Source organism: Acinetobacter sp. BZX-2 (genome assembly GCF_055179795.1).
Genome location: NZ_CM143686.1, coordinates 3,138,899 through 3,165,197 on the forward strand (window position 1 = coordinate 3,138,899; position 26,299 = coordinate 3,165,197).

The 26,299-nt window shown below is 37.0% G+C and carries 21 protein-coding genes and 4 pseudogenes; 7 read left to right on the forward strand and 18 right to left on the reverse strand.

Annotation, left to right across the window (positions count from 1 at the left end):
• Window positions 1-33 precede the first annotated feature (33 nt).
• Entirely contained in the window at window positions 34-906 is an 873-nt protein-coding gene (locus ACY45D_RS14745) for an LD-carboxypeptidase (RefSeq protein ID WP_463107402.1), read from the forward strand.
• 87 nt (window positions 907-993) lie between these two features.
• On the opposite strand, the gene ACY45D_RS14750 is transcribed toward ACY45D_RS14745, so the two are convergent.
• Both ACY45D_RS14750 and soxR read right to left on the reverse strand, forming a co-directional pair.
• Window positions 994-1,590: a hypothetical protein gene (locus ACY45D_RS14750; RefSeq protein ID WP_463107403.1), complete on the reverse strand. Its 597-nt coding sequence runs from the start codon at window positions 1,588-1,590 to the stop codon at window positions 994-996.
• 101 nt (window positions 1,591-1,691) lie between these two features.
• Window positions 1,692-2,204, reverse strand: a complete 513-nt coding sequence (gene soxR / locus ACY45D_RS14755; RefSeq protein ID WP_463107404.1) for a redox-sensitive transcriptional activator SoxR — start codon at window positions 2,202-2,204, stop codon at window positions 1,692-1,694.
• Window positions 2,205-2,277: 73 nt separating this feature from the next.
• On the opposite strand from soxR, the gene ACY45D_RS14760 reads away from it, so the two are divergent.
• Window positions 2,278-2,709 (forward strand): RidA family protein, encoded by a 432-nt coding sequence (locus ACY45D_RS14760; RefSeq protein WP_463107405.1) that lies wholly within the window; start codon window positions 2,278-2,280, stop codon window positions 2,707-2,709.
• Between the two features lie 22 nt (window positions 2,710-2,731).
• Window positions 2,732-3,922, forward strand: a complete 1,191-nt coding sequence (locus ACY45D_RS14765) for an MFS transporter (RefSeq protein WP_463107406.1) — start codon at window positions 2,732-2,734, stop codon at window positions 3,920-3,922.
• Between the two features lie 87 nt (window positions 3,923-4,009).
• On the opposite strand, the gene ACY45D_RS14770 is transcribed toward ACY45D_RS14765, so the two are convergent.
• Complete coding sequence (locus tag ACY45D_RS14770; RefSeq protein WP_463107407.1) at window positions 4,010-4,654, reverse strand: hypothetical protein; 645 nt, start codon at window positions 4,652-4,654, stop codon at window positions 4,010-4,012.
• 289 nt (window positions 4,655-4,943) lie between these two features.
• Complete coding sequence (locus tag ACY45D_RS14775) at window positions 4,944-5,351, reverse strand: PoNe immunity protein domain-containing protein (RefSeq protein ID WP_463107408.1); 408 nt, start codon at window positions 5,349-5,351, stop codon at window positions 4,944-4,946.
• Between ACY45D_RS14775 and ACY45D_RS14780 the strand changes: the two genes are divergently transcribed.
• Window positions 5,345-5,722: an IS630 transposase-related protein gene (locus ACY45D_RS14780; RefSeq protein ID WP_463106851.1), complete on the forward strand. Its 378-nt coding sequence runs from the start codon at window positions 5,345-5,347 to the stop codon at window positions 5,720-5,722. The genes ACY45D_RS14775 and ACY45D_RS14780 overlap by 7 nt on opposite strands.
• A 62-nt stretch (window positions 5,723-5,784) precedes the next feature.
• Window positions 5,785-6,249, forward strand: coding sequence for an IS630 family transposase (locus ACY45D_RS14785; protein ID WP_463109496.1), 465 nt, complete (start codon window positions 5,785-5,787; stop codon window positions 6,247-6,249).
• On the opposite strand, the gene ACY45D_RS14790 is transcribed toward ACY45D_RS14785, so the two are convergent.
• The 3 genes from ACY45D_RS14790 to ACY45D_RS14800 all read right to left on the reverse strand — a co-directional run bounded on the left by ACY45D_RS14790 (window position 6,236) and on the right by ACY45D_RS14800 (window position 9,427).
• Entirely contained in the window at window positions 6,236-6,907 is a 672-nt protein-coding gene (locus ACY45D_RS14790; RefSeq protein WP_463107409.1) for a PoNe immunity protein domain-containing protein, read from the reverse strand. The genes ACY45D_RS14785 and ACY45D_RS14790 overlap by 14 nt on opposite strands.
• Window positions 6,908-6,933: 26 nt before the next feature.
• Entirely contained in the window at window positions 6,934-8,211 is a 1,278-nt protein-coding gene (locus tag ACY45D_RS14795; protein WP_463107410.1) for a hypothetical protein, read from the reverse strand.
• Between the two features lie 409 nt (window positions 8,212-8,620).
• A complete protein-coding gene (locus ACY45D_RS14800; protein ID WP_463107411.1) occupies window positions 8,621-9,427 on the reverse strand; it encodes a helix-turn-helix transcriptional regulator in 807 nt (268 codons plus the stop codon).
• A 68-nt stretch (window positions 9,428-9,495) separates the two neighbouring features.
• On the opposite strand from ACY45D_RS14800, the gene ACY45D_RS14805 reads away from it, so the two are divergent.
• Window positions 9,496-9,909: an Mpo1-like protein gene (locus ACY45D_RS14805; RefSeq protein ID WP_463107412.1), complete on the forward strand. Its 414-nt coding sequence runs from the start codon at window positions 9,496-9,498 to the stop codon at window positions 9,907-9,909.
• Window positions 9,910-10,029: 120 nt separating this feature from the next.
• Here the strand turns inward: ACY45D_RS14805 and ACY45D_RS14810 are convergent, their stop codons facing one another.
• The 4 genes and pseudogenes from ACY45D_RS14810 to ACY45D_RS14825 all read right to left on the reverse strand — a co-directional run.
• The gene (locus ACY45D_RS14810; protein WP_463107413.1) at window positions 10,030-11,868 is read right to left on the reverse strand and encodes a monovalent cation:proton antiporter-2 (CPA2) family protein; all 1,839 of its coding nucleotides are present in this window, start codon (window positions 11,866-11,868) and stop codon (window positions 10,030-10,032) included.
• Between the two features lie 651 nt (window positions 11,869-12,519).
• Window positions 12,520-14,496: pseudogene (uvrB, locus tag ACY45D_RS14815) on the reverse strand (excinuclease ABC subunit UvrB).
• A 288-nt stretch (window positions 14,497-14,784) separates the two neighbouring features.
• Window positions 14,785-15,129: a DUF488 family protein, N3 subclade gene (locus ACY45D_RS14820; protein ID WP_463107414.1), complete on the reverse strand. Its 345-nt coding sequence runs from the start codon at window positions 15,127-15,129 to the stop codon at window positions 14,785-14,787.
• A gap of 219 nt (window positions 15,130-15,348) precedes the next feature.
• Window positions 15,349-15,726, reverse strand: a pseudogene (locus tag ACY45D_RS14825) (integrase); the annotation flags it as partial.
• Window positions 15,727-15,847: 121 nt separating this feature from the next.
• Between ACY45D_RS14825 and dusA the strand changes: the two are divergent.
• The gene (gene dusA, locus ACY45D_RS14830) at window positions 15,848-16,870 is read left to right on the forward strand and encodes a tRNA dihydrouridine(20/20a) synthase DusA (RefSeq protein WP_463107415.1); all 1,023 of its coding nucleotides are present in this window, start codon (window positions 15,848-15,850) and stop codon (window positions 16,868-16,870) included.
• 80 nt (window positions 16,871-16,950) lie between these two features.
• Here dusA and ACY45D_RS14835 read toward each other — a convergent pair.
• The 7 genes and pseudogenes from ACY45D_RS14835 to ACY45D_RS14865 all read right to left on the reverse strand — a co-directional run.
• Window positions 16,951-17,502: pseudogene (locus ACY45D_RS14835) on the reverse strand (plasmid pRiA4b ORF-3 family protein); the annotation flags it as partial.
• Window positions 17,503-17,541: 39 nt separating this feature from the next.
• Entirely contained in the window at window positions 17,542-18,306 is a 765-nt protein-coding gene (locus ACY45D_RS14840; RefSeq protein ID WP_463107416.1) for a tRNA threonylcarbamoyladenosine dehydratase, read from the reverse strand.
• Between the two features lie 140 nt (window positions 18,307-18,446).
• Window positions 18,447-21,205, reverse strand: a pseudogene (gene acnA, locus ACY45D_RS14845) (aconitate hydratase AcnA).
• Window positions 21,206-21,347: 142 nt separating this feature from the next.
• Entirely contained in the window at window positions 21,348-22,169 is an 822-nt protein-coding gene (locus ACY45D_RS14850) for a TatD family hydrolase (protein ID WP_463107417.1), read from the reverse strand.
• Window positions 22,169-23,131: an RsiV family protein gene (locus ACY45D_RS14855; protein ID WP_463107418.1), complete on the reverse strand. Its 963-nt coding sequence runs from the start codon at window positions 23,129-23,131 to the stop codon at window positions 22,169-22,171. The genes ACY45D_RS14850 and ACY45D_RS14855 overlap by 1 nt, the downstream gene beginning before the upstream one ends.
• Window positions 23,132-23,269: 138 nt before the next feature.
• Complete coding sequence (locus ACY45D_RS14860) at window positions 23,270-24,085, reverse strand: hypothetical protein (RefSeq protein WP_463107419.1); 816 nt, start codon at window positions 24,083-24,085, stop codon at window positions 23,270-23,272.
• 94 nt (window positions 24,086-24,179) lie between these two features.
• Window positions 24,180-25,772 carry a peptide chain release factor 3 gene (locus ACY45D_RS14865; protein WP_463109497.1) on the reverse strand — a complete coding sequence of 531 codons (1,593 nt, stop codon included), beginning with the start codon at window positions 25,770-25,772 and terminating at the stop codon, window positions 24,180-24,182.
• Window positions 25,773-26,299 lie beyond the last annotated feature (527 nt).

The window sequence follows — 26,299 nt, forward strand, 5'->3', positions numbered from 1 at the left end:
GCTTAAATACTCAACACATCAATCGGGACATCTATGCACTTCAAAATTGTATCGCCAAGCGCATGCGTCGATATTGAAAATATTCAAATGGCTCAATCTCATCTTGAATCCTTAGGGCATCAAGTCAGTTTAGGGCAACACGTATTTTCACAATATCGATATTTGGCAGGAACAATCGAGCAACGCATTGAAGATTTAAAACAAGCCTGTTTAGACCCAACGGTCGATGCGGTTTGGTGTGGCCGTGGTGGTACAGGGGCAGCAATGTTACTCCCCTACTTAGATGAATGGATTTTAAATAAACCGATTATTGGCTATTCAGATACAACCGTGCTGTTAAATTATGTCGCAATGCACGGTGGTAAAGCATTGCATGCACCTGTTTTTCAAGAAATAGCTGTTAAAAATTTAGACGGTAGTCCATTGTCTTATGATGCATTAAAAACCATCAGTTTATTCAATACCGATCAAGATAAAGTACAGCATTATGCATTAACTAGTTTGAATAGTTTTGCTCAAGATCAAACACTTGAAGATGTAAAAATCTTAGGTGGAAATTTAACTGTTTTATGTACGTTACAAGGAACGCCCTACTATCTTCAACTTCATCAACCCAGTGTATTATTGATCGAAGATGTCGGTGAACCGTATTATCGAATTGAACGTTGTTTAACTCAACTTCTACAAAGCATTGATACAACTCATTTAAAAGCTGTAGTTTTAGGTGACTTTTACCAATGTCCACAAAAAAATGTACCGCAAAGCATTGCTGAAATTGCCAATGAACATTTAGAACCTTTAGGCATAGCACTATATCAATGCGATTGGTTCGGGCATGGGGAACATAATCGTCCATTTTGGATTGGTAAAAATGGAAAGATTATTGATTCACAATTGATTTTATAAAGCCGAGGCTTTGCTCTGCTCGTTTATCACCGTATCGATTTTGCGCCCAATACGGTGTAAAAGTGAGTGGAAGTTATTCAATGTAGTTCATTCTGCTGAAAAACGCCTTTTGAGCTTTTTGGTAAATTGATCAATATCTTTATAATAAGTTAGAGTGCTACTGATAGTGAAATACAGCACAATCAACCAAAATAAGAAAGCGGTAAAATGCAATGAATTTTGCGTTGATACAACCATCGATATCGTGATTAACCACCAAATGCCCAAGAATAAAAATGGGGCTTTGCTGTAATTTGCATTGAACTGTAAGTCTTCTTGAGCCTTTCTACGCATCTTCAATTGATCGCTTATGTCTTGAACATCAATATCATTGTGATATTCATGTGCACTCTTAAACACTTTTAAAATTGGAAAGCATTCTTCTAAGGCGACTTCTTGCAATGTACTGAGCGACATAGACTGATTATTTAGTCCATAAGCAATGCTAAATAGATACTTTAACCCTAGTTTTTTCAGATGTTTTAATCTTATTTCATTTAAAACAGCATTGAGTAATACAATGTCCTGCTCAATTTTTTCTAGGATTTTCTTTATTTCAGCCACTTTTTCTTTGCCTATGAAAAAAACAAAAAAAACAGCAAGCGTTAAGAATGCACCAAAGACCAACACACCCAAAATCAACAATTTATGCCCCCCATTGATTGATTATGTATTTCTATATTTTAGTCAAAAATTTAAAATAAGAATCATGTATTTATATAAAATTCAAATATCTACCTATAATCTTAACGCTCATCCAACTGTTCGTCTATTGGCGCGTTTAACAAAGTCATCAAAACATCTTGAAAATGAGCCCCTGCGGACTCTTGCCCCAATTGATCATCAGGATTACGCAAAGGACATTGCTGTAAAGACAAACAACCACAACCGATACACTTATCCAATTGCTGTCGCAATTTTAATAAATTGATAATCTGCTGATCCAATTGGGCTTGCCATGTTTGTGACATCTTTTGCCAATCTGCTTTACTCGCCACTTGATGCTTAGGTAAAACCTGAAAAGCATCTTTCACTTGTTGTAGGCTAATCCCCACCTGTTGTGCAATTTTGATAATAGCAACACGGCGTAACATTGCCCGTTGATAACGCCGCTGATTGCCCTGCGTACGTGTACTCCAAATCAGTTCTTTTTCTTCATAAAAACGAATTGCTGGGACACTGACATCACTACGCTGTGCCAATTCTCCAATGGTTAACCATTGCTGTAATCCTTTTTCATTTTCATTGTGTAATTCCAATTCTCACTTGACCTCAAGTTAACTTGAGCTTTGATACTAACAAATATTTTAAAACTATTGTAAGTATAACAACGTGAATTCAACACCTGAATTGTGGCAAATCAAAGCATTCGAAATGTTTAACCCAAATACGCTTTATAATCCAAATGCATTTGCGTATAGTCATGTCGCTGAAGTGCGTCATTATTTGCGTATTCTTCACATATCTGGACAAGGTGGTGAAAACCAACAAGGACAACTATCCAAAGATTTTGCACAACAAGTTCATCAAGCTTTCTCAAATGTTCAACATGTTTTAGATGAAGTCGATGCATCAATATTGGATATTGCTGTTTTAAGAATACTCGTGGTTGATCACAGCCCTAAAAAACATCAGTTTTTAATTCAGGAAATGCAACAGCGTTGGAAAGGTCATGCTTTTCCAGCGTGTACCCTCATTCCTGTCCCGTGTCTTGCTTTACAAGGGATGCTCATTGAAATTGAAGCAACCGCTTACTGTATGTAACTCCAAGAACTAGGAAACCTTTATGAATGCTCAACTCGATATTAGCCAAGATAAAGCATTGCTTTGGTTAATGGCGATTGCCTGTGGTTTATGTGCAGGAGCAAACTATTATTGCCAACCGTTGATTCATTCAATTCAACAATATTTTCAAGTCCCTGAGTCACAAGTCGCTTTAACCGTTACTTTTGCTCAGGTGTCTTACGCCCTCGGATTATTATTTATTGTTCCAATGGGAGATATTGTTAATAAAACCAGATTCATTCCACTTCTCATGTTCTTTGCCGCAATCGGGTTATTAATCTGTGCCTTTGCTGTCAATCTTCCAATGTTATGGATTGGTACGATATTGGTCGGGCTATTTTCTGTTGCTGCACAAGTTTTGATTCCACTGGCGACAATGGCAGTACAACCTGAAAAAACAGGTGAAGTTGTTGGTTTTTTAATGAGTGGGCTTTTGGTTGGACTATTACTTTCGACCAGTTTAGCAGGTTTATTTTCAAATTTAGTCAATTGGAAATTGATCTACATCGTCAGTTCTATTCTGATGTTAATTTTAGCATTTATGCTAAAAAAACGTTTGCCTCACGTACCGACGGCTAAAATGAGTTATGCAAAAATCTTCCAGTCGATGGCAGTACTTTTATTGGAAGAAAAACGTCTTATTTACCGCTCGTTGATTGGGGGTTTTGCCTTTGCAGCAATGAGTACATTATTTTCAACCATTGCGGTTTTACTGACATCAGAACCCTTTAAACTCCCAGATGTTATGGTCGGTGTTGCCACACTCATTGGCGTATTTGGCGCACTCAGTACAACTAAAATTGGGAAAATCGCAGACCAAGGCTATACCTCATTGCTGACTTGGATTGGCGTTGCCATTTTAGCGACAAGTTGGATATTTTTATACTTTGGTGGAAAATCGCTTATTAGCTATATCTTAGGTTATGGCGTGATTAGTTTAGGTTTAGCCATTGTACATACCAGCAATCAAAACATTATTTTTAGGCTACGTCCAAATGCCAAATCACGTATCAACTCTATTTACATGACGGTATATTTTACAGGCGGTGCATGTGGTTCTGCCCTAGGTGTTTATGCATGGCACCATGGTGGTTGGACAATGACCTGTATTGTAGGTTTATGCTTAGTGGCCGGCTCGGCACTGTTTGCATTATTAGACCGTTTGCTTTTACCAAAAACTCAAACTGCTTAAATACTTTAAGCATTGAATAAAAGGAATCCTTCGAACATCGAGGGATTTTTATAGCTCTTTTATTTTAAAATGTTAATACTCAATAGATTAAGACATTTGTTGCACAGGATAGAATGGTTTACCCAAGTCAAATTTGGTAGGGTTTTCTAAAAGGATATACAACAATGTCGGTAAAATTGCACTTAAAATCGTGCAACCTTCATGAAGTTGCTTACGATTCATCGCACTATTATAAGTTGAACCACCTTGTTGAAGCTGATTTTTCAATGTGCTCAATCGATTAAAAACAACGAAAACCAAAGCCAGTGTATCTTTAGATTGCACAGCTTGATGAATTTGCTTTTTTTCTATTTCAAAAGCATCTTTCCAAGCGGTTTGGCTTATTTTTTTGTTTTGATAATCCCAAAATGGCTGAAAAATATATGAACTTTCTATGAGGTGCCCCATCGATTGACTGAGCTTATCCCAAACTAAATGATAGATTCTATGCTCTTGATCCGATTGTAAAACATCATTTAGAAATAACTTAAAGCCTTGATTGTCCGGAGTTAGTCCTATTTCTTGTGCATAGGCTGCATTTAAACTGACCCATAGGCTGATAAATTTAAGATCAATATCCTCATTTAATTGGGTCGCTTTTTTTAACCAACTGAGACTGCGCTGAATACGTAAGTTAAATTGATCTGAATTTTCTGGCTTTTTACTTTTATAAATTTCTTCTAAAACAAACATTAACTTTCTCAATATCATATTGTTATTTATTAAAATTATCCTATTGGATTTTTAAAAACTACTCAAGAGTTTTTAAGCCTTCTGATTTGGGTACTCGACTTGGGAAAACAGATTGCACACGACCCATCTGTTCAAATGAAGGATATACCAATACAGGTGTTAGCTTTGCACAACATGTCTCTGTTTGGGGTGAAATATTAAGACAAGATAGCAATTTCCCGAGTGGAAGCTATTCCAATACCGTTATCGCTGTAGTTAACTATTGAGCAATTGTTAGGTAAAAGTTAATTTATTCTTCCCCACTAAACTGCCAATACACCATGCCCCAATTATTTTTAAAGTTCGGGAATACTTCGCCTTCATTAAAATATTGACGTGAATTTTCCTTCGCTATAGTAAACCAATAGCCTGATCGTGGACAAATTTCTCCTGCGGCAATACTGTACTGTTGGGTATCTAGACTTGGATCATGACTTGGTTTTTGGCTTCGTGCCCACTGAACGATATCTTTTGGATAAAATAAATACTTATGTAATGCGCTATCCTCTAAATCTAATAAATAAACCAGTGCAGCAGCTTCAAATGCCCAATAGCCTGAATACGCAGAGCTATTTTCTAAGTCTAAATGACCGTTATAGAAAAAAGATATTTTTGAGCTACAATAGATAAATTCTTTTAAACTGTTTTTACATGCCAAAAATATATTCAGAAGACTTACGTCAGAAAGTCATGGAGTTCTACACAAAGAGCAACCATAAATCAAATACCTGCACGACTTTCAACATCGCCCGAACAACATTGGATGACTGGATTCTACTTGAACAGCAGACTGGACAACTGGCTCAGCCTAAACTTGTCAATGTTGGTAGACCATCATCCATTAAGGATTGGCAGGCATTCAAAGTATTCGTGGAAAATACAAAGTTTTCACAGGCAAAAGACTTAGTTGCCTTATTTGAAATTCAGTTTGGATATGCGATTACTTATGATGTCGTGCTTGCTGCACTTCATAAATTAGGTTGGACTCATAAAAAAAGAGTTTCCTCTACAGACAAGCCTGCAAAATAAGCAGAACGGTATTTCAATGGATTCTCCCTCAATGGGAAAGTGAATATGGTCAGGAAAATATTCTGTATGTAGATGAATCTGGAATAAACAGTGCTGAGACAGCAGAATATGGCTGGTCATTTAAAGGGAAACGTTGTCAAGATTTAAAATCAGGTGGTCATGGAAAAAGAATAAGTATGCTCAGTGCCGTGAGATCAAATTCCCCATACAGTTTTTTGTCACCAATAGTTTTTCAAGGTTCATGTGACAGAAAGTTATTCACAGGATGGCTTGATTATTTATTTCAAAATTTACCTAGGTCAAAGTATCTTTTGATTCTAGACAATGCTTCTATTCATAAAGGCAAAGAGATAGTACAGCTTGCGGAAGCGTATAATGTACGAATTGCCTATCTTCCTGCATATAGCCCTGATTTAAATCCAATTGAACAAGCATGGTCTGTACTAAAAAGGAAAGTCAGAAATATTGTAAGTCAGCAGAGTATTTCTATCTCTGAGGCTTTAGATATTGGATTTAAAGAAATGTAGCCTTTAATTTACATGTGGCTATATACCACGATTCATACTTATTCATTTGGTACCAATCAGACAAATATTCATCTAACAACTCTAAAGCATGAATTTTATTTTTTTTAACTAAAACATTGTCTATCACATCGCATAATGATGAATAGGCTAAAGAAAACAAATTACCTTCGTTTATAGTCGGATGTTTTGAATCATTCAGCTTAAAAAATTTATTTATAATTTCATCTTCACCTGAATGTCTCTCCCCTTCTCCATTGACCAGTTGATGTATTCGTACAAAGAGATCATTCCGATTTAATAAAAAAGCCAAACCTAATATATTCAATGTAGCAGACTCAGTGGCAATGACTGATGGCTTTTCTGATTGATTATAGACTGCTAAAGCCTCTGATTTTTTTTCATAACTTTCAATTACTTGATTAAATAAAGGAGTTAGTTCCTCTATAAATTTCCCTGCTGTATATTCTATATATAATAAATCTCTATAAATATAAGTTATCAATCCCCATCTCTCAGATTCACCACAATTATATTGATCATCCTCAAAGGCATCACTTTCTAGATATAGCTGAATACTTTCTGCATAATACTCTTTTGTTTTTAAATAGTATTCTTCTGTTAGAAATTGCTGTCTACGCTGTTCTATGAAATTTGTCATTATTTATTCCTTATATAAGTAAATCTTTATTTAGTATGACCATTTTTAATGTTTGCTCGAGTAACGCGACTATTTAAAGCCTCATCTATTTTCGCTGCACCCCAAAAGTTGGAAGGTGTATGCTCATTTAGATGATCTCGATGATTAACAGGTCGAGCTTCTTGAATAGATGAAGCTAAAGCATTGAGATGTTCAATTGTTTCAGGATGCGCATAATTAAAATATAATAAATGTTTGGAATATCCAGCAGCGCGTACCGTATTCAAATTAGCAGTCTGTAATTTATTATTAACCCATTCATTACTCATTTGTTGATTTACTAAGTGTTTTTCCTTTGGTGTTAGTTTCTTTTCAGCCCGTTTTTCTCTTCGAGCATTTTCTCTTTCTTTACGCCGATTTCTATCATCTTGTTGTTTATCTGAGTCAAGTAATAAAGACCCCGGCCCTTTGCCAACGCCCATACTTAGACTCGCTTTAGCTTCAATAATCGCATAAGTCTTGGTATTCATTATGCCTATATCTTTCTTATCCGATTTCCATATCGCATCAATCCCTTGATCATTTACACCAATATGTAGCCTCGTCATAATCCTTTGGAGCTTTTGTGGGAGTTGTTGTCCAGAATCATGAACTGCAAATACAGCTAGCTGTTTAGCAACCCAATAATCTGCCATATGTTCACCCACACCACCAACCTCTAAATTCGTCAAAACTTTTGAAAGATCTGCTTTTGATAAGCTCCGTCCTTTATTGCCTTGTCCATTTCCATTTTGTCCAGTTTTACCATCATAGGTGGTTTTATTTGCAGTACGATTTTCGTATCCTCTTCCTCCTTTCGAGTTATTTCCACCATGCATCGCAGAGGTTTTGGGTACTTTTGTTTTCCAATGTAAAATCTTTCTTGCAAGTAGTTGTATTAACGATGAAACTGAAGCTTCAATAAAATCAAATGTAATTTCGATACTTTCATTGATCCAATATTTCGCCCATTTATTGTCAATATTTTTATTGGATGCAGTTAAAGCTTCTCGCTTAGCACTTTGAATTAATGCTCTTATTGTTTTATCACTAACGACTGCACTCAACCATTTTTCTGGGTCACCATATATTTTACAATGTGCCATGATAAAGCGAATAAGCTCAAAGAGTATTTCAGGTCTCCGATTCACTATTCTTAAACCTGCTTTGACGCCATCTCCAGGCCCAGGAATAAAGCCAATAATGCATAAAATTACTTCAAAATAATGATCATCTGTTTTTTTCTTGATATAAATTGTACGAAGCTCTTGCCAAGTCTGCGACATCAAAGGCTACACCAGCTGGCGAAAAACCGATTGCGATTGCTTGTGTAATAAGTGCCACATCATCTTTATTAAAATCAACCATATATAACCTATTCTAATTTTCAATATTCCAATCTTTTAATAATTCTTAAGGCGGTAAGCTATAAATCACTTCCTCCCTTTCTACAAACTTATACTGCCACCGAATATTCAAACAAATTACTCACCTTTCAATAAAAATTCGAATCATTTAAAGCTATGAGTCCAAAATGTTTTAAGGAAATGAATATTTAAGTGACACATATAACTATTTAATAAAATATTGCATATCAATATACAAAATAAAGAGTTAATTGTCCATTTCACCTTAAAGTTTTTATTGTTGTCATAGTTTAAAAGTTAAATCTTGGCTATAAACCATCAACTACACTTAGACTAAATCACTCATAAAAATCGCTTTTTCTTTTAGCATGGAAGGAGCAAAATCGACCATACTCCGCAAAGTACGTGTGTAATGTGCTTGATCTGAAAACCCTGCTTCCAATGCAATATCAATAAGATGATAACCTACAACCCATAGTTTGATGGCATAACGAATACGCAACCATAAAATATATCGCCGCATCGAAATACCCAATTGTTGACTAAACAAATGCATCAGTCTTGATTCAGACAGACCGACTTGTGCCGCAACCTGTGCAACAGTTGGAATTTGCTGAGGAACGAGCTGTTTTATGTAAGTACATGCTTGCAAAATACGCAGATCCCAAGGCAATGTGGGCAGTGTTTTTGGGTTTAAAGCGGTAAGTACGTTAATTAAAAGCTGCTTGGCATCATCAAGACTCAAATACCCTTCAATAAGCTGTTGAAATTGTGAATGAAAGGCATCTAAATATGAAGCGGGTAAAGAACATATTGCCTCGTCATTTAATAATGGATGCAAATAGCAATATAACTCGTGGTCAGGATCAATAAGCACAGCAATATAAGGTTGTTTTTCTGAATCCGTACTGTGACTCACATTCGGCGCCATCACCACAATATCGTGATAGCTTCGTACTTCATGTTCTAAAGTGACAGCAAATGTTGTACCTAAACCAATTTGTAATAATGCAGGAAAATGCGCATGGGTTTTATTTAAATGCTCTCGTGTGACATACATCATCACGCCATCCCAAACGTAAATCCTACTTTTAATTGCAATGTCTAAACTTGATTCCGTGTGTAGTGGTAGCATATTCGTTCAAGACCATCCTCGACATACTGTTTAAAAATACCCTTTATTCACACTAAAGGAGTAGTTAAATGTTACAGGATACCCAAACACTGGTTCAAAATCATATAGATCATCTGGTTAAAAACTCAAACCTCACTTCTGAACTGGTTCCAAGCCCTTCAATTGAAATCATGGGTAGTGATGGTCGTTATAAAACCTTAAAAGAATTTTATCCTTTCTACCTATCACAACATGCCGATCCAACTTGTCGACGTCTACACTTCGTTGGTACAAGTTGCGTGATTGGAATTGCAGCTACAGCTGCTATGACGAGAAATGCCAAACTACTTTGGGCATTGCCTGTTGTCGGCTATGGTTTCGCATGGGTTGGACATTTCTTTTTCGAACACAATAAACCTGCCACATTTAAACAACCGATCTTCAGTTTGATCTGCGATTTTAAAATGTACAAAGACATTTTACTAAAACGTGTTGATTGGTAAATATCAATGTCATTGCCCTATAAAATTCGTCTTATAGGGCAATTTACTCAGCCTTAAAACTAAGCTTTATGAGCTAAAAATAGCTGATTTAAAAACGATTCAAATTTTATAAAATTGAATCTAATGCTGATCACCTGCTTGCTGATTTTCCACCTCAATATTATTTAATAGTTGTCCACTGTGTTGCGGTTTTATTAAAGGTGCTGTTGGACGAGGATTTCGCTGTGTATATTGCATCCCTATACCTGCATTTACATCATCAGCAGCAACCTCTGTTTCAAATCGTTGATTATCTAAAGTTCGAATATCATCACTTAATTGCTGAATCTCTTCAGGGCTTACGCCCAATTGTTGCAATGCAATCTGCCCAAAAGCCATCGCAGATTCAAAAGTTTCTCGAACCATAAAATCAACATTGTGCTTTGATAAATACAAGGAATGTTCACGATCATAAGAACGCACGATCAACTTTGCTAAAGGAAACTCTACACTCACCAACTCGGCAATTTTATTGACTGTTTCTTTTTTATCGACACAAATTAGAATCGCTTCCGCTGTGTCTGCTCCTGATGTATGTAAAATATCTAAACGAGATCCATCACCATAATAAACATCAAATCCAAATTTTTCAGCATTTTGGATCATATTGACATCAGTATCAATAATCGTAACATCTACATTTCGTGCCAACAGTAATTGACTCGCAACCTGACCAAAACGACCAAAACCGATAATCAACACTTTACCGGTTAATCCATTTGCAACTTTCACCTGATCTAATAAATTTTCATCGGTAGGTTCTGTAAACCGTTTAAAAACAATACCGATAATTGGTGTCAGTACCATGGACAAGATCACAATAGCTGTCAAATTTGACCTGATCGTATTATCTATAATTTGTGCTGTGGTTGCTGCACTAAATAGAACAAATGCAAACTCTCCGCCTTGCGCCATCAATAAAGCTCGGTCTAATGCCTCAAAATGGTTACTTTTAGTGAGTCGTGCAACCACATAAATCATGAGAGCTTTGGTTAACATCAACGCAACCACACCACTGAGAATGAGCGGCCAGTTTTTAGCAACCACCGCTAAGTCTAAGGACATACCTACGCCTAAGAAGAACAAACCGAGTAATAAACTTCGAAAGGGTTCTATATCTGCTTCAATTTGATGACGGAAGGTTGATTCTGAAAGCAATACCCCTGCGAGAAAAGCGCCAAGCGCCATAGATAGACCACTTAGTTGCATCAATAAAGCAGCCCCTAACACAACTAAAAGTGCCGCAGCTGTCATCACTTCTCTAGCTTTAGCTGCTGCCAAAATCTTAAATAAAGGATTTAACAACCAATGCCCTGCAATAATTAATGCAGCAATTGCAAGAAGTCCTATACCAATCCCTTGCATACCTGCAGATGCACTTTCAACGGCTTTATTTGGTGCCATGAAAGCAACCAATGCGAGTAGTGGGACAATCAACAGATCTTCAAATAATAATATGGCGACAATCTTTTGACCTCGAGGTTGATGCAACTCACCATTATCGCTTAGCAATTGCATAACAATAGCGGTAGAAGTCAGTACAAAACCTGCAGCACCAATAAATGCGATTTGCCAACTAAAACCAAAGAGTATCCCCATACCAGTGAGTGCAATGACTGAGAGTAGAATTTGCAAACTACCTAATCCAAAAATTTCTTTCCTCAAACTCCATAAATGAGAGGGCTGCATCTCCAATCCAATGATAAAGAGATACATCACAATCCCTAACTCAGCAATATGCAGAATTGACGTAGGATCGTTAAAAAAAGCAAAACCAAATGGGCCAATGATTAACCCTGCGATTAAATAACCTAAAATAGATCCCAAACCAATACGCTTAAAAATAGGCACAGCAATCACGGCTGCACTCAATAACACGACTGGGCCAATTAAACTTATTGAATCTGCTTCCGTACTCATCTGCTTTCCATCTTAGTCTGTGGTCATCCTCATGAATTCCACGATTATCTTCAGTTTATTCGATATATTTCATTCAAAACTTCATTACTATTTGCTTCAACAGTCATTTCTCTATGTATGCGCAAGTGCTCATAAGTTTCTTCTAACACACTTAATTTGAGTCGCTTTTATTGCCATTATTTGAGAACTTGGTCAAATTAATTAAAGGATTTGAATATTTGGAACTATATACAGCTTTGATATTCAACTTCAAGAGACTTCGCACAAATATAGTAATAGTGTAGTGAAAACCTTGAATATGAATCTTGCTTTAATGCTTCATTTTAGTATGCACTGTGCTTATCACATCAACACGACTTAAAAACGCTACAATTATCTAATCGGATGAAAGAAGCGTTAGGATTTGACAAAAGCTCGATATTCTTTTCCAATTCGCCTTCAATTTTCTAATCTAATTTTCACAGATACGCGAGAACTAAATATTTTCAGTCTCGAAAAAATCTACTCCTTTCTTCCGAATTTTATTTCGCTGTGAGTTTCTTTTTCAATTGTACGTGAGACATATTCATTACAACAAAAAGGTGTCATGTGACACAACACGTATGGCTTTAAGTTATTACTATTTCAAATAATTTCCGCTCATCATACAAATCACATATAAATGAATTGTCGATATAAATCATCTAATTGCTGACGAATGTCTTCTACTTTCTCCTCATCTCCTTTGTCTTCAAACTTAAGAAGTTCCTGTTCTTTACTGGTAATTTGTTGGCAAAGAACAGATAAATTCTCACAGAAAGCGACTGAATGTACTGGATTGAGCATGTCCTGATTTTCTTCAGAAGCTAATTTACGTTTTGATGTAATCGGTGAAATTCCATTCTCTTGATTGAAAACCATTTGGCGTTCTCTTCTATCAGCGGTTTCATCAATTGCCCTTCTCATCGCAGAAGTCACAGTGTCGGCATATAAAATAGCTATCCCGTTTTCATTACGTGCGACCCGACCAATCATCTGAAGTAGTGCTTGAGTTGAGCGTAAAAAACCAGCCTTATCCGCATCTAAAATTGCAATCAAAGATGCTTCAGGAATGTCTAATCCCTCACGTAACAGACTTACACCAATCAAGACATCAAACTCGCCAGCACGTAAACCCTCAATAATCTTGATTCGATCGTCAGTTTTAATATCCGAGTGCATATAGCGCGCTTAAAAACCCTGATCTGAAATAAAATCATGTAGTTTTTCAGCCGAGGCCTTGGTGAGTGTCGTTACTAAAACCCGATTTTTATCATTCACACATTTTGCAATTTCCACGAGCAGATCATCGATATATCCTTCCGATTTTCTGACCTCAACTTTAGGATCAAGCAATCCTGTTGGTCGAATGATCTGATCAATTACTCTCGGCTGAGAAGCTTTTAGCTCATATTCTCCAGGTGTAGCAGAAACAAAGACCGTTTGCGGTTTGATCTTTTCAAATTCCTGAAAATTTAATGGACGATTATTTTTTGAAGATGGTAGACGAAAGCCGAACTCGATTAAGGTTTCTTTACGACTTTGATCACCTCGATACATTGCAGATATCTGAGGCACCATGACATGTGATTCATCAATAAATAACAATCCATCTTTAGGTAAATAATCCAATAAAGTTATGGGTGGTAACGCAGAATCACGACCACTGAAATAGCAGGAATAATTTTCCATACCTGAGCAATATCCCAACTCTTGCATCATTTCTGTATCATTGCTAATACGTTCATATAAACGATTGGCCTCAATGAAGCGATTTTCTTGATTTAAAGATTCAACTCTTTTTTCCATATCAGCACGTATTTGAGGTATACCTAATTCGATTTGATTTCTCGGTGTGGCGAATAATGTTTTTGGTGAAACTAAATATCGATCAATTTTATCTAACTTTTTCCCCGTTACGGGGTCTAACCATGTCAAGGATTCAATTTGCCCATCGAAAAGTTCAACACGAATTGCGTGGTGCTCTGAATCAGCAGGAAAAATATCAATAATATCCCCTCGAACTCTAAACATTGCACGCTTTAAAGTGCGTTCAGTTCGCTCATACTGTAACAGCGCCAATCGGTGAATCAGTTCATTTTGTTCGATTTGAATATCTGGTGCCAATAATATCTGCAATGCTTTATAACTATTTGGATCCCCCAAACCATAGATTGAAGATACTGATGCAACAACAATCACATCACGACGTTCAATCAATGATTTTGTGGTAGATAAACGTAATCTTTCGAGATGGCTATTGATTGCAGAATCTTTTTGGATAAAACGATCACTGCCAGGAATATATACTTCGGGTTGGAAATAGTCGTAGTAAGAAACAAAGTATTCGACAGCATTTTCAGGGAAAAAACGCTTCATTTCATCATAAAGCTGGGCCGTTAATGTCTTATTCGGTGCCAATATCACAGTCGGTCGGTTTAAACGATGAATCACATTTGCCATGGTAAATGTCTTACCCGACCCCGTAATTCCTTTTAATGTTTGATGCGTTGCGTCATGATCTATACCCGATATCAATCTCGCGATGGCCTCAGGTTGATCTCCAGCGGGGATATAATTTGAGTGTAAAATAAACTTACCGTGTGGCATTGAAATCCCTCTCTATTTAACTATTTTCAGAATTAAACGACTTCAAAACGATCCAGAATGATGGGTTCGTTAAAATATGTATGCCATGTTTTTATATTAATGTTTATTACAATATAGTACACAATGTCAAAATTTATTTATGTCACAATGTTTATCAATATAAGATATTGAATTATATTGAGTTTTATGTTAATTAAGAAAATCAATTTGCGCATTACTTCTTGTATAGTTAGCGTAGTTATGACGATTAGACATTATGTGAAAGCAATCAACCAAGCTACGTTTGAACTAGAATAGATCTTTAATACTGTGTTGATATTCAGTGTGTTGTTGTAAATATTCTATAACTAAACGGCGATGGCATTGGTGTGGTAAGTTCTCACTACACAGCAAACAGCCATTTTCAAATTGCTGAAGGTTGGCGTATTTTTCTATATTTCGTTGAGCCATCAAATTTAAAAATTTTTCTTTATAAATGACCCAAGGTATATCGCCACTTTTATAAGGTTTTAAAATTTCATTCGTGGGGGCCAAATCAGGTATATGTTCATATTCACAGTTACATATCTCACGTAAAAAGAATGCTAAGTCATCACGTTTGGCAAAACCTGCCAGTTGTGAAACATTATTCAAACGGACATCTATTATTTTCTTAACTTGATTGTCCTTGAGTAAATTAAAAAAAATGTTCGCACTTTTTTTGTAAAACCAATGGTATATATAGTCATCTGTTCACCTTTGGATAAGGAGTTGAATCGTACCGTATTTATTGGAGATAGTTTATTTAAGTTAGGCGACCAAGCCTAACCATTCAATCTTATCATAGTACATTGTTTCAAATTGAAATGCCAAAACACCACCTTTTCGTAAAGCAACATGCTCGGCTAAATGTACTGATTTTATTTTTGTGATAATATTGCGCGCAATTGGTAGCTTCTTAATTAAGAGCAGAGAATAGCGTTTCGTCCTCCCGTACTCGCTCCCGACTTCATCCAAATATTTATCTATGGCATCTGCTAAGGTCAGATCAATGGGCTTTTCTTTGCCAAGCAAAATATCAGGATTTTCTTGAATTTCGACTTCTCGTTTCTTAACCCAGTTTTCAGCCAACGTCTTTGAGTGAAATGTTTTACTTTCAGAGAAAGTAGGAAAGCCCTTTCGATTGATTCGAATCGCAGCACGATAATTAACTTTACCATCTGCACCTTTCCTTGTTGTAATTGACCCAATAATTTACACCACAACTTGTTTTTTTGATTATGGTGTAAATGCAAACCGATTAACCCACCTAAACACAGGTTAAAACAGATTCGCACAGGTTGTGAAATACAGATTAAAGGTATGATTTTTAATGACTATTAATAAAACCATTGAAACCCCTCAATCTCCACGAATCAGTGTTGCACCTATGATGGATTGGACAACCAAAGATTATCGTTTCTTTGCACGCTTATTTAACCCGAATATCATCCTTTATACAGAAATGGTAACAACAGGTGCGATTCTGTTTGGTGGTGCCAATCGACATCTCGATTATAACAATGAAGAACACCCGATCGTTCTACAACTCGGTGGTTCAAATCCAAAAGACTTAGCCACTTGTACCAAAATGGCACAAGACTGGGGCTATGATGAAGTCAACTTAAATGTCGGCTGTCCAAGTGACCGTGTACAAAATAATAAAATCGGCGCCTGCCTCATGGCAGAACCTGATCTCGTTGCAGAATGTATCGCCGAAATGCAAAGTGCTGTAGATATTCCAGTGACAGTTAAGCACCGTATCGGGATTGATGACATGCATTCTTATGAAGAAATGCTGCATTTTGTAGATACTGTAGCCAAAACGGGCTGTGATAATTTTATCGTACACGCGCGTATTGCCTTGCTTCAGGGGCTTTCTCCGAAAGAAAACCGTGAAGTTCCCCCACTACGTTACGAAGATGTTTATCGTTTAAAGCAAGAGCGTCCGAATCTACTCATTGAGATTAATGGTGGAATTAAAACTTTTGCAGAAACGCAACAACATCTACAGCATGTCGATGGTGTGATGATTGGTCGTGAAGCCTATCATAATCCCTATCTTTTGGCTGAAATTGGTCAATTGTGGAATTTGGATCTACCTGATCGTTTTGAAATAATGGATCAAATGTTGCCGTATATCGCTCAGCGTATGCAAGAAGGCGCACCGCTATCAATTATCACTCGTCATATCTTGGGTTTATTTCAAAATCTTCCAGGTGCTCGAAAATGGCGTCAAGCTTTAAGCGGTGGAAATGCAAAGACTTTTGCAGATGTTGAAAATGCGATTCTCAACATTAAAGAAGCGATGAAACGGACTGAGGATTATTTGAAAGAGCAATCCATTGCTCAATAATTTAACCTAAAAGTTGAATCAAATATCGATAACAGTTAGGTTTAAGCCAATATATTTTAACTGCTAAATTATTTTAACAGTTAAAATTTTATCTTTTTGGGATCAAAAAATGTAGGATCAAATTTATTAATCTTTGCTGCCCCATAACACTCCTTTAACCAAGACTTCAATTCTTTATATTCTTCGTGTTGAGGATTATTTAATACTTCTAGAGCATGCTGATAACCATAGACCCCTCCAATATCTTCAAATGCATGGTTATTTTCACCAGCAAGACAAACTGGATATTTTTGCTTTTTGGCCTCAATGAGTACACCTTCAACTAAAATATCATGAATCCAATCATCACCAAAATCATAGTGATATTCAAAATTCATCCCTAACTCAAGCTGATCTTCTAATGTGTACTCATTTTCATCCAAAGATTCCAATGCAAATGAGTCAAAATCATTATCTTTAACACCCAATTGCACAAGTTCAACACCATGATCTGTCAATTTTAACAAGTGCAAATGCTGATCCTCCCAACCAAAAGCTTTTTGAATCACTTGATGTAACTGTGCAAAAGTATAATCAACGGGAACTTGTATACGTCTCCATATTTTCGGTTTCGAATTTTCAAGTTCAATATAAAGTTGTAATACTGTTTTAAACTGTTGGAATTTTTTTTTTCATATTTTAATCTTCTCTAATTTTTTTAATACTTCCGCCACTGCAATCATGGCAAAACTTGAAGTCACAACCACAGCAGAGCCATAACCACCACAACGTAATCCAGCACTTGCACAGACATCAGCACTCGAAAATGGATTATCGATCGAGTAAACACAGGTAATGCCAAACTTTTCTTTCGGCTTTTTACAGATTCCTTTAGAACGTAATTGTGCACGTAACTTTGCGAGCATCGGATCTTGTTCAGTTTTAGATAAATCAGCAACCCGTATTTTCAATGGGTCTAATTTTCCACCCGCCCCACCTGAAACAATCAGTGGAATTTTATTAAACCGACAATGTAACATCAGTGCCAATTTTGCTTTGACATCATCAATACAATCTAAAATTAGGTCTGGGACATTTTCTAAAATGTCTTTGACATTCTCAGGTGTTAAATAGTCTTCGATTAAGTTTATTTTGATGCGTGGATTAATCGAACGGCAACGCTCTGCCATGACTTCAATTTTTTCCTGACCTAAAGTAGAAGTCATCGCAGGCAATTGTCGATTAATATTCGATGCAGCGATTGAATCCATATCGACCAAGGTTAACTCTCCAACACCTGTACGTGCCAAAGCTTCTACAGCCCAAGAACCAACTCCACCGATTCCAATCACCATCACATGACTTTTTTCATAGTGATTAAATGCATCATCCCCATAAATCTTGGCTACACCTGCAAAACGGCGGTCATATTCATCATCTTGGAGAAGGTCGGTCATGTTCTACATCAATTAAAAAGTACATTCCGCTATTTTACTCATTTATCTAAATATCCAAAAGGTGTCTAGTCTAAGCTCATCAAAAAAAGCCCTGCAAGATCAGCAGGGCTTGGAGAACTGAAACGTAGACTTAACTTGCATCAAGAAGCGATCAAATTACGTAAGACATAATGCAAAATTCCACCAGCTTTAAAGTATTCAACTTCATTCAAAGTGTCGATACGACATAACACTTGGAAATGATCTAAGCGACCATCAGCACGTTTCACCTCAACCGCTAGTATTTGATGCGGTTGAATAGCATCTGAAATTCCAATGATAGAAAGTTGCTCATGCCCTGTCAGTTGTAAGCTTTGACGGGTTTGACCTTCGATAAACTGTAAAGGTAAAACGCCCATACCCACCAAATTGGAACGATGAATACGCTCAAAACTTTCTGCAATTACCGCTTTAATACCGAGTAAGTTAGTGCCTTTAGCCGCCCAATCTCGTGATGAACCTGTACCGTATTCTTTACCTGCAATAATGACCAATGGTGTACCATCATGTTGATATTTCATCGCCGCATCATAAATAGCCAGTTGTTCTCCTGTCGGAATATATAGGGTATTACCACCTTCAGCGCCACCTAACATTTCATTCTTAATACGAATATTGGCAAATGTTCCTCGCATCATGACTTCATGGTTACCACGGCGAGAACCATAGGAATTAAAATCTACGGGTGCAACGCCTTGAGCCTGTAAATATCGTCCTGCTGGACTATCCTTTTTAATATTCCCCGCTGGCGAAATATGATCTGTGGTAACAGAATCACCCAGCACTGCAAGAATTCTTGCATGCTCAATATCATGAAGTGATTTAATCGGCTGATTGATCTCATCAAAGAATGGTGGGTGTCGGATATACGTTGAATAAACATCCCATTCATAGGTTTGACTGTCTGGAATTTGAATGGCTTTCCATTGCTCATCGCCCTCAAAAACAGCAGCATATTCTTTATGAAACATCGCTGTATTGACTTTTTGCAGTACTTCTTCAATTTCAGCTTGGGTTGGCCAAATATCTTTTAGATAAACATTCTGCCCGTTATGATCGACACCTAAAGGCTCAACGGTAATATCATTCCGAATCGTACCTAATAATCCAAATGCAACCACCAAAGGCGGTGAAGCCAACCAGTTGGTTTTGACTAGAGGATGTACTCGTCCTTCAAAGTTCCGATTTCCCGAAAGTACAGATGCAACATTTAAGTCATAACATTGAATTGCATCTTCAATCGGCTTGGGCAATGGCCCTGAATTACCAATACATGTGGTACAACCATAGAGCCTACCAAGTTATATCCAAGTTGGTCCAAATAGCTCATTAAACCTGATGCTTTGAGATAGTCAGTTACGACTTTAGAGCCTGGAGCCAGTGAACTTTTGACCCAAGGTTTTCGTTGCAAACCGCGTTCAACTGCTTTTTTAGCCAACAACCCTGCTGCTAGCATGACGCTTGGATTTGATGTATTGGTACATGAAGTAATCGCTGAAATAACGATATCGCCATGTACTAAAGGATAATTTTTACCATTGATCACACAATGAGGATGTTCAGCTTGTACCGTAGATTGTTTTGCATCGACCGCTGTCCCTGCGCCTCCCTCATTGATTAAACGTTCTTGATCAACTTTGGCAGGCTTGAGATCAAGCTCAATGAGTTTTTGGAAAGTTTGTGGTATATCGGATAATTTAACGCGATCTTGAGGTCGTTTAGGGCCTGCAACACTGGCTTCAACCGTACTCATATCTAAGGATAATGTATCTGTAAAAATCGGTTCATCCCCAGCATGACGCCATAAACCTTGAGCTTTGCAGTATGCTTCGACCAATGCGATACGATCTGCATGACGCCCTGTTAATTTTAAATATCCTAAAGTCACTTCATCAATCGGAAAGAAACCACATGTTGCACCATATTCAGGTGCCATATTGGCAATGGTGGCACGGTCTGCGAGTGGTAAATCCGCTAAACCATCACCATAAAACTCAACAAATTTTCCTACAACGCCTTTCTGACGTAACATTTGGGTAATGGTCAAAACAAGGTCTGTTGCGGTGATTCCTTCAGGTAATTTTCCAGTGAGTTTAAAACCAATCACTTCAGGAATCAGCATAGAGATCGGTTGCCCAAGCATTGCTGCCTCAGCTTCGATTCCACCGACACCCCATCCCAGTACCCCTAAACCATTGATCATGGTGGTATGAGAATCTGTACCAACTAAGGTATCTGGAAAAGCAAAAGTTGCACCTTCATCCTCATTTAACCAAACCACTTGGGCTAAATATTCAAGATTGACCTGATGGCAAATCCCAGTCCCTGGTGGTACAACACTAAAATTATTAAATGCAGATTGGCCCCAACGTAGAAACTGATAACGTTCACCATTACGTTGCATTTCAATTTCAACATTCTCTGAAAAAGCATTTTTATTGCCGAAATAATCAACCATAACAGAATGGTCAATCACTAAATCTACAGGTGATAACGGGTTGATCAAATTAGGATCTTTTCCTGCTTCTTGCATCGCTGCACGCATGGCAGCTAAATCGACAACAGCAGGTACACCTGTAAAATCCTGCATCAGAACTCGTGCAGGTCTGTATTGGATTTCTTGATCAGAAGTTCGTGTTTTCTGCCAATTCACAATGGCTTCAACATGCGCCTTGTTCACTGTAATATCATCTTCAAATCTAAGTAAATTTTCTAATAATACCTTGAGTGATTTGGGTAGCTGAGATAGATCACCTAATGTAGATTGAGCATCTTCCAAACTGAAAATTTGATAGTCTTTTGAACCGACCTTTAGATTTTTTAAAGCCTTAAAACTATTGATATGACTATACGTTGCCATAGGTGAATCCTCCGGCTGAGCATGATTTCCATTCGAACTTTTATTATTCAGGTGAGTACGAGGTACAACACTATTCTTCTAATGTAAGCCAAATTTTGGCTATTCGTGTTATGAATTGGTTATTTTTCTCACTTAGATTAGCTCAATGAGCTAAAGCCAAAGCATTCAAAGAATTTTGCCATAATTGTTGCGCAAGTTGCTGTTGCGGAAGAGATAATATTTTTGCCAAACCTTCCAACACATAAGGTAAATTGACTGGTGTATTACGTGTGTGATGTTCGCTTGAAGTTTGACAGCATAACGGTGTCATATCGGGACAATCCGTTTCAATGACTAAATGCTCTGCACCGATTTCTTGAACCACTCGATGCAATTTTTTGGCATTTGGATTGGTGATTTGCCCTGTTACACCAATTTTAAATCCTAATTTAATGAAAGCTTTTGCTTCTTCAACGCCCCCGCTAAAAGCATGTGCAATTCCACCATTATTGAATTGATGCTGTTTTAGCATTGCCAAAACATCTGCATGTGCTTTGCGAATATGTAGAAGAATCGGTTTATGAAATTGCTGTGCTAATTCAATTTGCGTAGCAAAAAAATCCTTTTGTTTTTGAAAAACTTCTGTTTGCTTATGCTGCTTTAAAAAAGTATCTAAACCAATTTCACCAACTGCAACACAATCATGCATTTTAAGTATTTTTTCTAAATCATCCAAATATTCAAGTTGATGCTGTTCGATATAGAATGGATGCAAACCAGGAGCAAGATAACTTTTCGGCGCGTCGACCAAACGATTCAAATAATGATGTGTATCGACTAAATCATTAAAACGCTCATGTAAAAAGCCAATCAAAATTAAGCGTTCAACCCCAACAGCCTTGGCTTGATACGCTAAAGTTTCCCGATCTAAATCGAAATCGGGAACATCGAAATGTGTATGCGTATCAAACAAAGGCAAGGTCATTATGATTTCGCTTTCTGATCAGTTACAACAGACGATGCTGCTGGTTGATCCACTTGCATTTCTGCTGGAAAATATTGTGGTTTTAACACCCCTTTTAACTGATCATAAGGAATGGTTAAGCGAGGCAACCCCACCACATAAGGTCCAATATCATATTCACCATATTGTAAGATCAAGCCCTGTTTGCCTAAATAGAAGTTGTCCGTTAATTTGAATTTCCAAGCTTGTTCATACTCTGCTACATTTTCAGCCAATTTAGAATCAATAACCCACACCTTAAACGCGTCATGTGCCAATTGTTTTAATTTGCCTTTTTGATTACTTTCTATAATTTGATCTAATGCAACTTGCTGCTTGGTTTTCAAATCAAAATTAAAATAGGTTTGTGCAGAAGAGCCATGTGCTCCGCCTAAATAGCTACTGCTATTTAACACAACCGTTGCCAACGGTCGTTCTGCATTTAAAATTTTTGGACTAATGGTTAAACTGAGTTGACCACTTGCACCTAAATTTTGTAATTCTTTCTGCAATTCAAGGAAAGAATTGACATAAGGCTGTACCCGATCTTGCATTTGTTGCGCAGGTGTTTTAGTTGCATTTTCCTGAACTTCACTTGCAGAAGATTGATTTTTCTCTTCTTTGGTTTTATCCAATTGAGCAATATCTAAAATATGATCCAAATTCTTTAAAATGGCTTGATCAATAATTTCATCAACAAATGCTTGGTTGCTGTGTAAGCGATCTACAGAAAATTCAGGACAACTATTCCCACCACACTCAGGCAAACTCAGTTTGAGCTTTTCCGTATCACCTTGTAAAAGCATTGATGTATCAATTACTTGTGATGCAGCAGTTTGATCTACAGGTTTATCTGTATTTTTAGGATCGGTCTTTTGACAGCCAGTTAGTCCTAAAATAACGACCAGTACTGATAAAGCCAAAGTATTCTTTTGATTCAACATCTCACAAACCTATCTGAGATTTAAAAATATGTATATTCAATAGCCTATTCTTCTCAACGCAAATGCTCAATCCAAATTTGTATTGAATTAGAACATTATTGAAAATACTAAAGTGATCTTTGATGTGAATAAAAGCAATTAAAACATTTGCTGATAAACATCTGCTTTTAAAATTTGCTGAGTTTGTTCTTTACTCAAGTAAATATCTAGCTGCGTACCATCTTTCACTATTTCACTGGCACGATAATGCAAACCGACACCTTCACCATCAAAGAACCAATCTGCTTGCCCCCAATATAGTTTTTTAGGTGCTTGTTTTTTCACATCAACATCTTGTTTATCTAACCATTCTTGATATTTAGCTTGTACCCAATTATTGAGTAAATTCTGTTGCTTAGGCTGAATCACTTCAAGAATGCTCAGCGCTTTTTTTAACTTACGATCTGCAACATAGAAATATTGACGCTCTTGTATACGGACATCGGCTTGTACTGTATTGATTGAAATTTGTAGCAAAACATATTGATTCCGTTGTGAAGCCATACGTGTTTGCATATGCAATTCAAAAGCTTTGTTTTTAGGAAACTCCGCTTGCCAAACATCCGACTTTTTTACAAAAGCATTGATCGCTTGTTGCAACGTCATATTTTGCTTTAAATCAATCTGCGCTTGGATCACATGTGATTGATTATTCGCAATCCACTGATTTAACCATTCATCTTGAGTTTTAATCGTTTGAATGTCGATTTCAATACAGTTTTTCTTTTCACAAAATGGCAATGCATAATCAGCTTTGCTTTCCTGAATATTTAAATACGGTAATACTTCAGCTACATCTTGTTGAGCATGACCTTGCTGAGTCGCAGAATCGTTTTGATCTTTTTTTGAATCACACGCAACCAAAAGCAGTGTGCTTAGACAAAGTATTGATGTTATTTTTTTTGTAAACTGCATGACACGAGTCCCAACCTCAGAGGCCTAGTATTCTGATACAAAAACAGCTTCACAAGGAAGCTGTTTTTACATTTTTAAATGGGTTTATTCAAACTTAGTGCTCTCTTGTCGCACGGAATTGAATATCAGGATAGCGTTCTTGCATCAATTGTAGATTTACACGACTCGGCGCAAGATACGTTAAATGACCACCACCATCGACAGAAAGTTGATCATGGGCTTTTTTCTTAAACTCATTGAATTTCTTCTCGTCATCACAAGACACCCAACGTACTGTATTGATATTTACTGGTTCGTAAATACAGTCCACTTTGTATTCTTCTTTCAAACGATATGCAACTACATCAAACTGCAACACACCTACCGCACCAACAATTAAGTCATTGTTGATTTGTGGCATAAACACCTGTGTTGCACCCTCTTCTGAAAGTTCTTTTAAACCCTTTTGAAGCTGTTTAGATTTCAATGGATCTTTTAAACGAACACGGCGGAACATTTCAGGAGCAAAGTGCGGAATCCCAGTAAAGTGAAGATTTTCACCTGCTGTGAAAGTATCACCAATTTGGATCGTACCATGGTTGTGTAAACCAATAATATCGCCCGGCCACGCTTCTTCAAGCTGTTCACGCTCACCTGCAAGGAAAGTCAAAGCATCACTGATACGAATATCTTTGCCAATACGCACATGATTCATTTTCATGCCTTTTTCATATTTACCTGAGCAAATACGCATAAAGGCAATACGGTCACGGTGTTTGGGATCCATATTGGCTTGAATTTTAAAGACAAAACCACTAAAGCCATCTTCCGTTGCTTCTACAGCACGTTCTTCTGTTGGATGCGCTTTAGGCTCTGGCGCCCATTGAATAAATGTATTTAAAACATGATCTACTGCAAAGTTGCCCAATGCTGTACCAAACAAAACTGGGGTTTGGCGCCCTGCTAAAAACTCAGCATGGTCTAAAGGATCATTCGCCATTTGAACAAGTTCTAAAGACTCTTCAAATGATGCAAACGCTAACTCACCAACACGGTCACGTAAATCAGGATAATCATAGCCATCACGAATTTCGATATCGGTAATGGTTGAACCAAAACCTGCCTTATAGACATAGAACTTATTTTCTAACAGGTTATATACCCCTGCAAAATCACGTCCTGTACCCATTGGCCATGTTAATGGAACACATTTGATTTTCAATACATTTTCAATTTCATCAAGCAATTCCAATGGTTCTCGAATTTCACGGTCCATTTTGTTGACGAATGAAATGATTGGTGTGTCACGCATACGACACACTTCCATCAGTTTAATGGTACGTTCTTCGACACCTTTTGCACCATCAATCACCATCAATGCTGAGTCAACCGCAGTCAATGTACGATAAGTATCTTCTGAGAAGTCTTCATGTCCCGGTGTATCAAGTAAATTGATCACGTGATTTTTATAAGGGAATTGCATCACAGATGTGGTAATCGAAATACCACGTTCTTTTTCCATTTCCATCCAGTCAGATGTTGCTGCACGATCTGACTTACGGCTTTTTACCATTCCCGCGATCTGAATCGCTTTACCCCAAAGTAACAGTTTTTCTGTCATTGTGGTTTTACCCGCATCGGGGTGGGAAATGATGGCAAAAGTCCTACGAACCTTTACTTGACTAGCTAAATCTTCTTTAAACATGATAAAAATCTACAATATGTACACAGTTATGTACACATTTCTAAATATGTACTTAAACTGAAAAAAATGAGAATTCAAAATTGACGTAATTGTAGCAGATTTATAAGTTTAATTTACCTACCTTTACTGAGTCGCAGATAACAATCCTAGGATGATGTTTCGCAGACAACATGGCTATTTTTGTTTTCATACTCTTTACTGTTATCCAAACCTTTAAACTATGTTTAGGATAGAGTTTAAGAAATTAAAGAGAATTCTACGGAGTAATTTAAGAAAGTTAAGGTATTAATTAGCATGCTGATATTTAAAGCGATACTCTATTTTTAATTTGATGAGCTTTTTTAGCACAGCCCCCAAATGATTCTATGGCGTTGATATGACGTTCTTCATAGGCGAATTCATTGTTACCATAATTCACTATTAAGTGCTTATAAAAGCCCATATCTACTAAATTAGCACATCTTCTCCTGCCATCATCAAGGCCTATATGACATTGGATAATATCTTGTAATATATAGCTTTGGACTACT

What these genes read in the sequence shown, in the direction of transcription:
- ACY45D_RS14745 (WP_463107402.1), top strand. Translation starts at nt 34, where the DNA reads ATGCACTTCAAAATTGTATCGCCAAGCGCATGCGTCGATATTGAAAAT.
- ACY45D_RS14805 (WP_463107412.1), top strand. Translation starts at nt 9,496, where the DNA reads ATGTTACAGGATACCCAAACACTGGTTCAAAATCATATAGATCATCTG.
- ACY45D_RS14765 (WP_463107406.1), top strand. Translation starts at nt 2,732, where the DNA reads ATGAATGCTCAACTCGATATTAGCCAAGATAAAGCATTGCTTTGGTTA.
- ACY45D_RS14860 (WP_463107419.1), bottom strand. Translation starts at nt 24,085, where the DNA reads ATGCAGTTTACAAAAAAAATAACATCAATACTTTGTCTAAGCACACTG.
- ACY45D_RS14840 (WP_463107416.1), bottom strand. Translation starts at nt 18,306, where the DNA reads ATGACCGACCTTCTCCAAGATGATGAATATGACCGCCGTTTTGCAGGT.
- ACY45D_RS14810 (WP_463107413.1), bottom strand. Translation starts at nt 11,868, where the DNA reads ATGAGTACGGAAGCAGATTCAATAAGTTTAATTGGCCCAGTCGTGTTA.
- ACY45D_RS14855 (WP_463107418.1), bottom strand. Translation starts at nt 23,131, where the DNA reads ATGTTGAATCAAAAGAATACTTTGGCTTTATCAGTACTGGTCGTTATT.
- ACY45D_RS14790 (WP_463107409.1), bottom strand. Translation starts at nt 6,907, where the DNA reads ATGACAAATTTCATAGAACAGCGTAGACAGCAATTTCTAACAGAAGAA.
- ACY45D_RS14780 (WP_463106851.1), top strand. Translation starts at nt 5,345, where the DNA reads ATGCCAAAAATATATTCAGAAGACTTACGTCAGAAAGTCATGGAGTTC.
- ACY45D_RS14795 (WP_463107410.1), bottom strand. Translation starts at nt 8,211, where the DNA reads ATGTCGCAGACTTGGCAAGAGCTTCGTACAATTTATATCAAGAAAAAA.
- ACY45D_RS14850 (WP_463107417.1), bottom strand. Translation starts at nt 22,169, where the DNA reads ATGACCTTGCCTTTGTTTGATACGCATACACATTTCGATGTTCCCGAT.
- dusA (WP_463107415.1), top strand. Translation starts at nt 15,848, where the DNA reads ATGACTATTAATAAAACCATTGAAACCCCTCAATCTCCACGAATCAGT.
- ACY45D_RS14800 (WP_463107411.1), bottom strand. Translation starts at nt 9,427, where the DNA reads ATGCTACCACTACACACGGAATCAAGTTTAGACATTGCAATTAAAAGT.
- ACY45D_RS14770 (WP_463107407.1), bottom strand. Translation starts at nt 4,654, where the DNA reads ATGTTTGTTTTAGAAGAAATTTATAAAAGTAAAAAGCCAGAAAATTCA.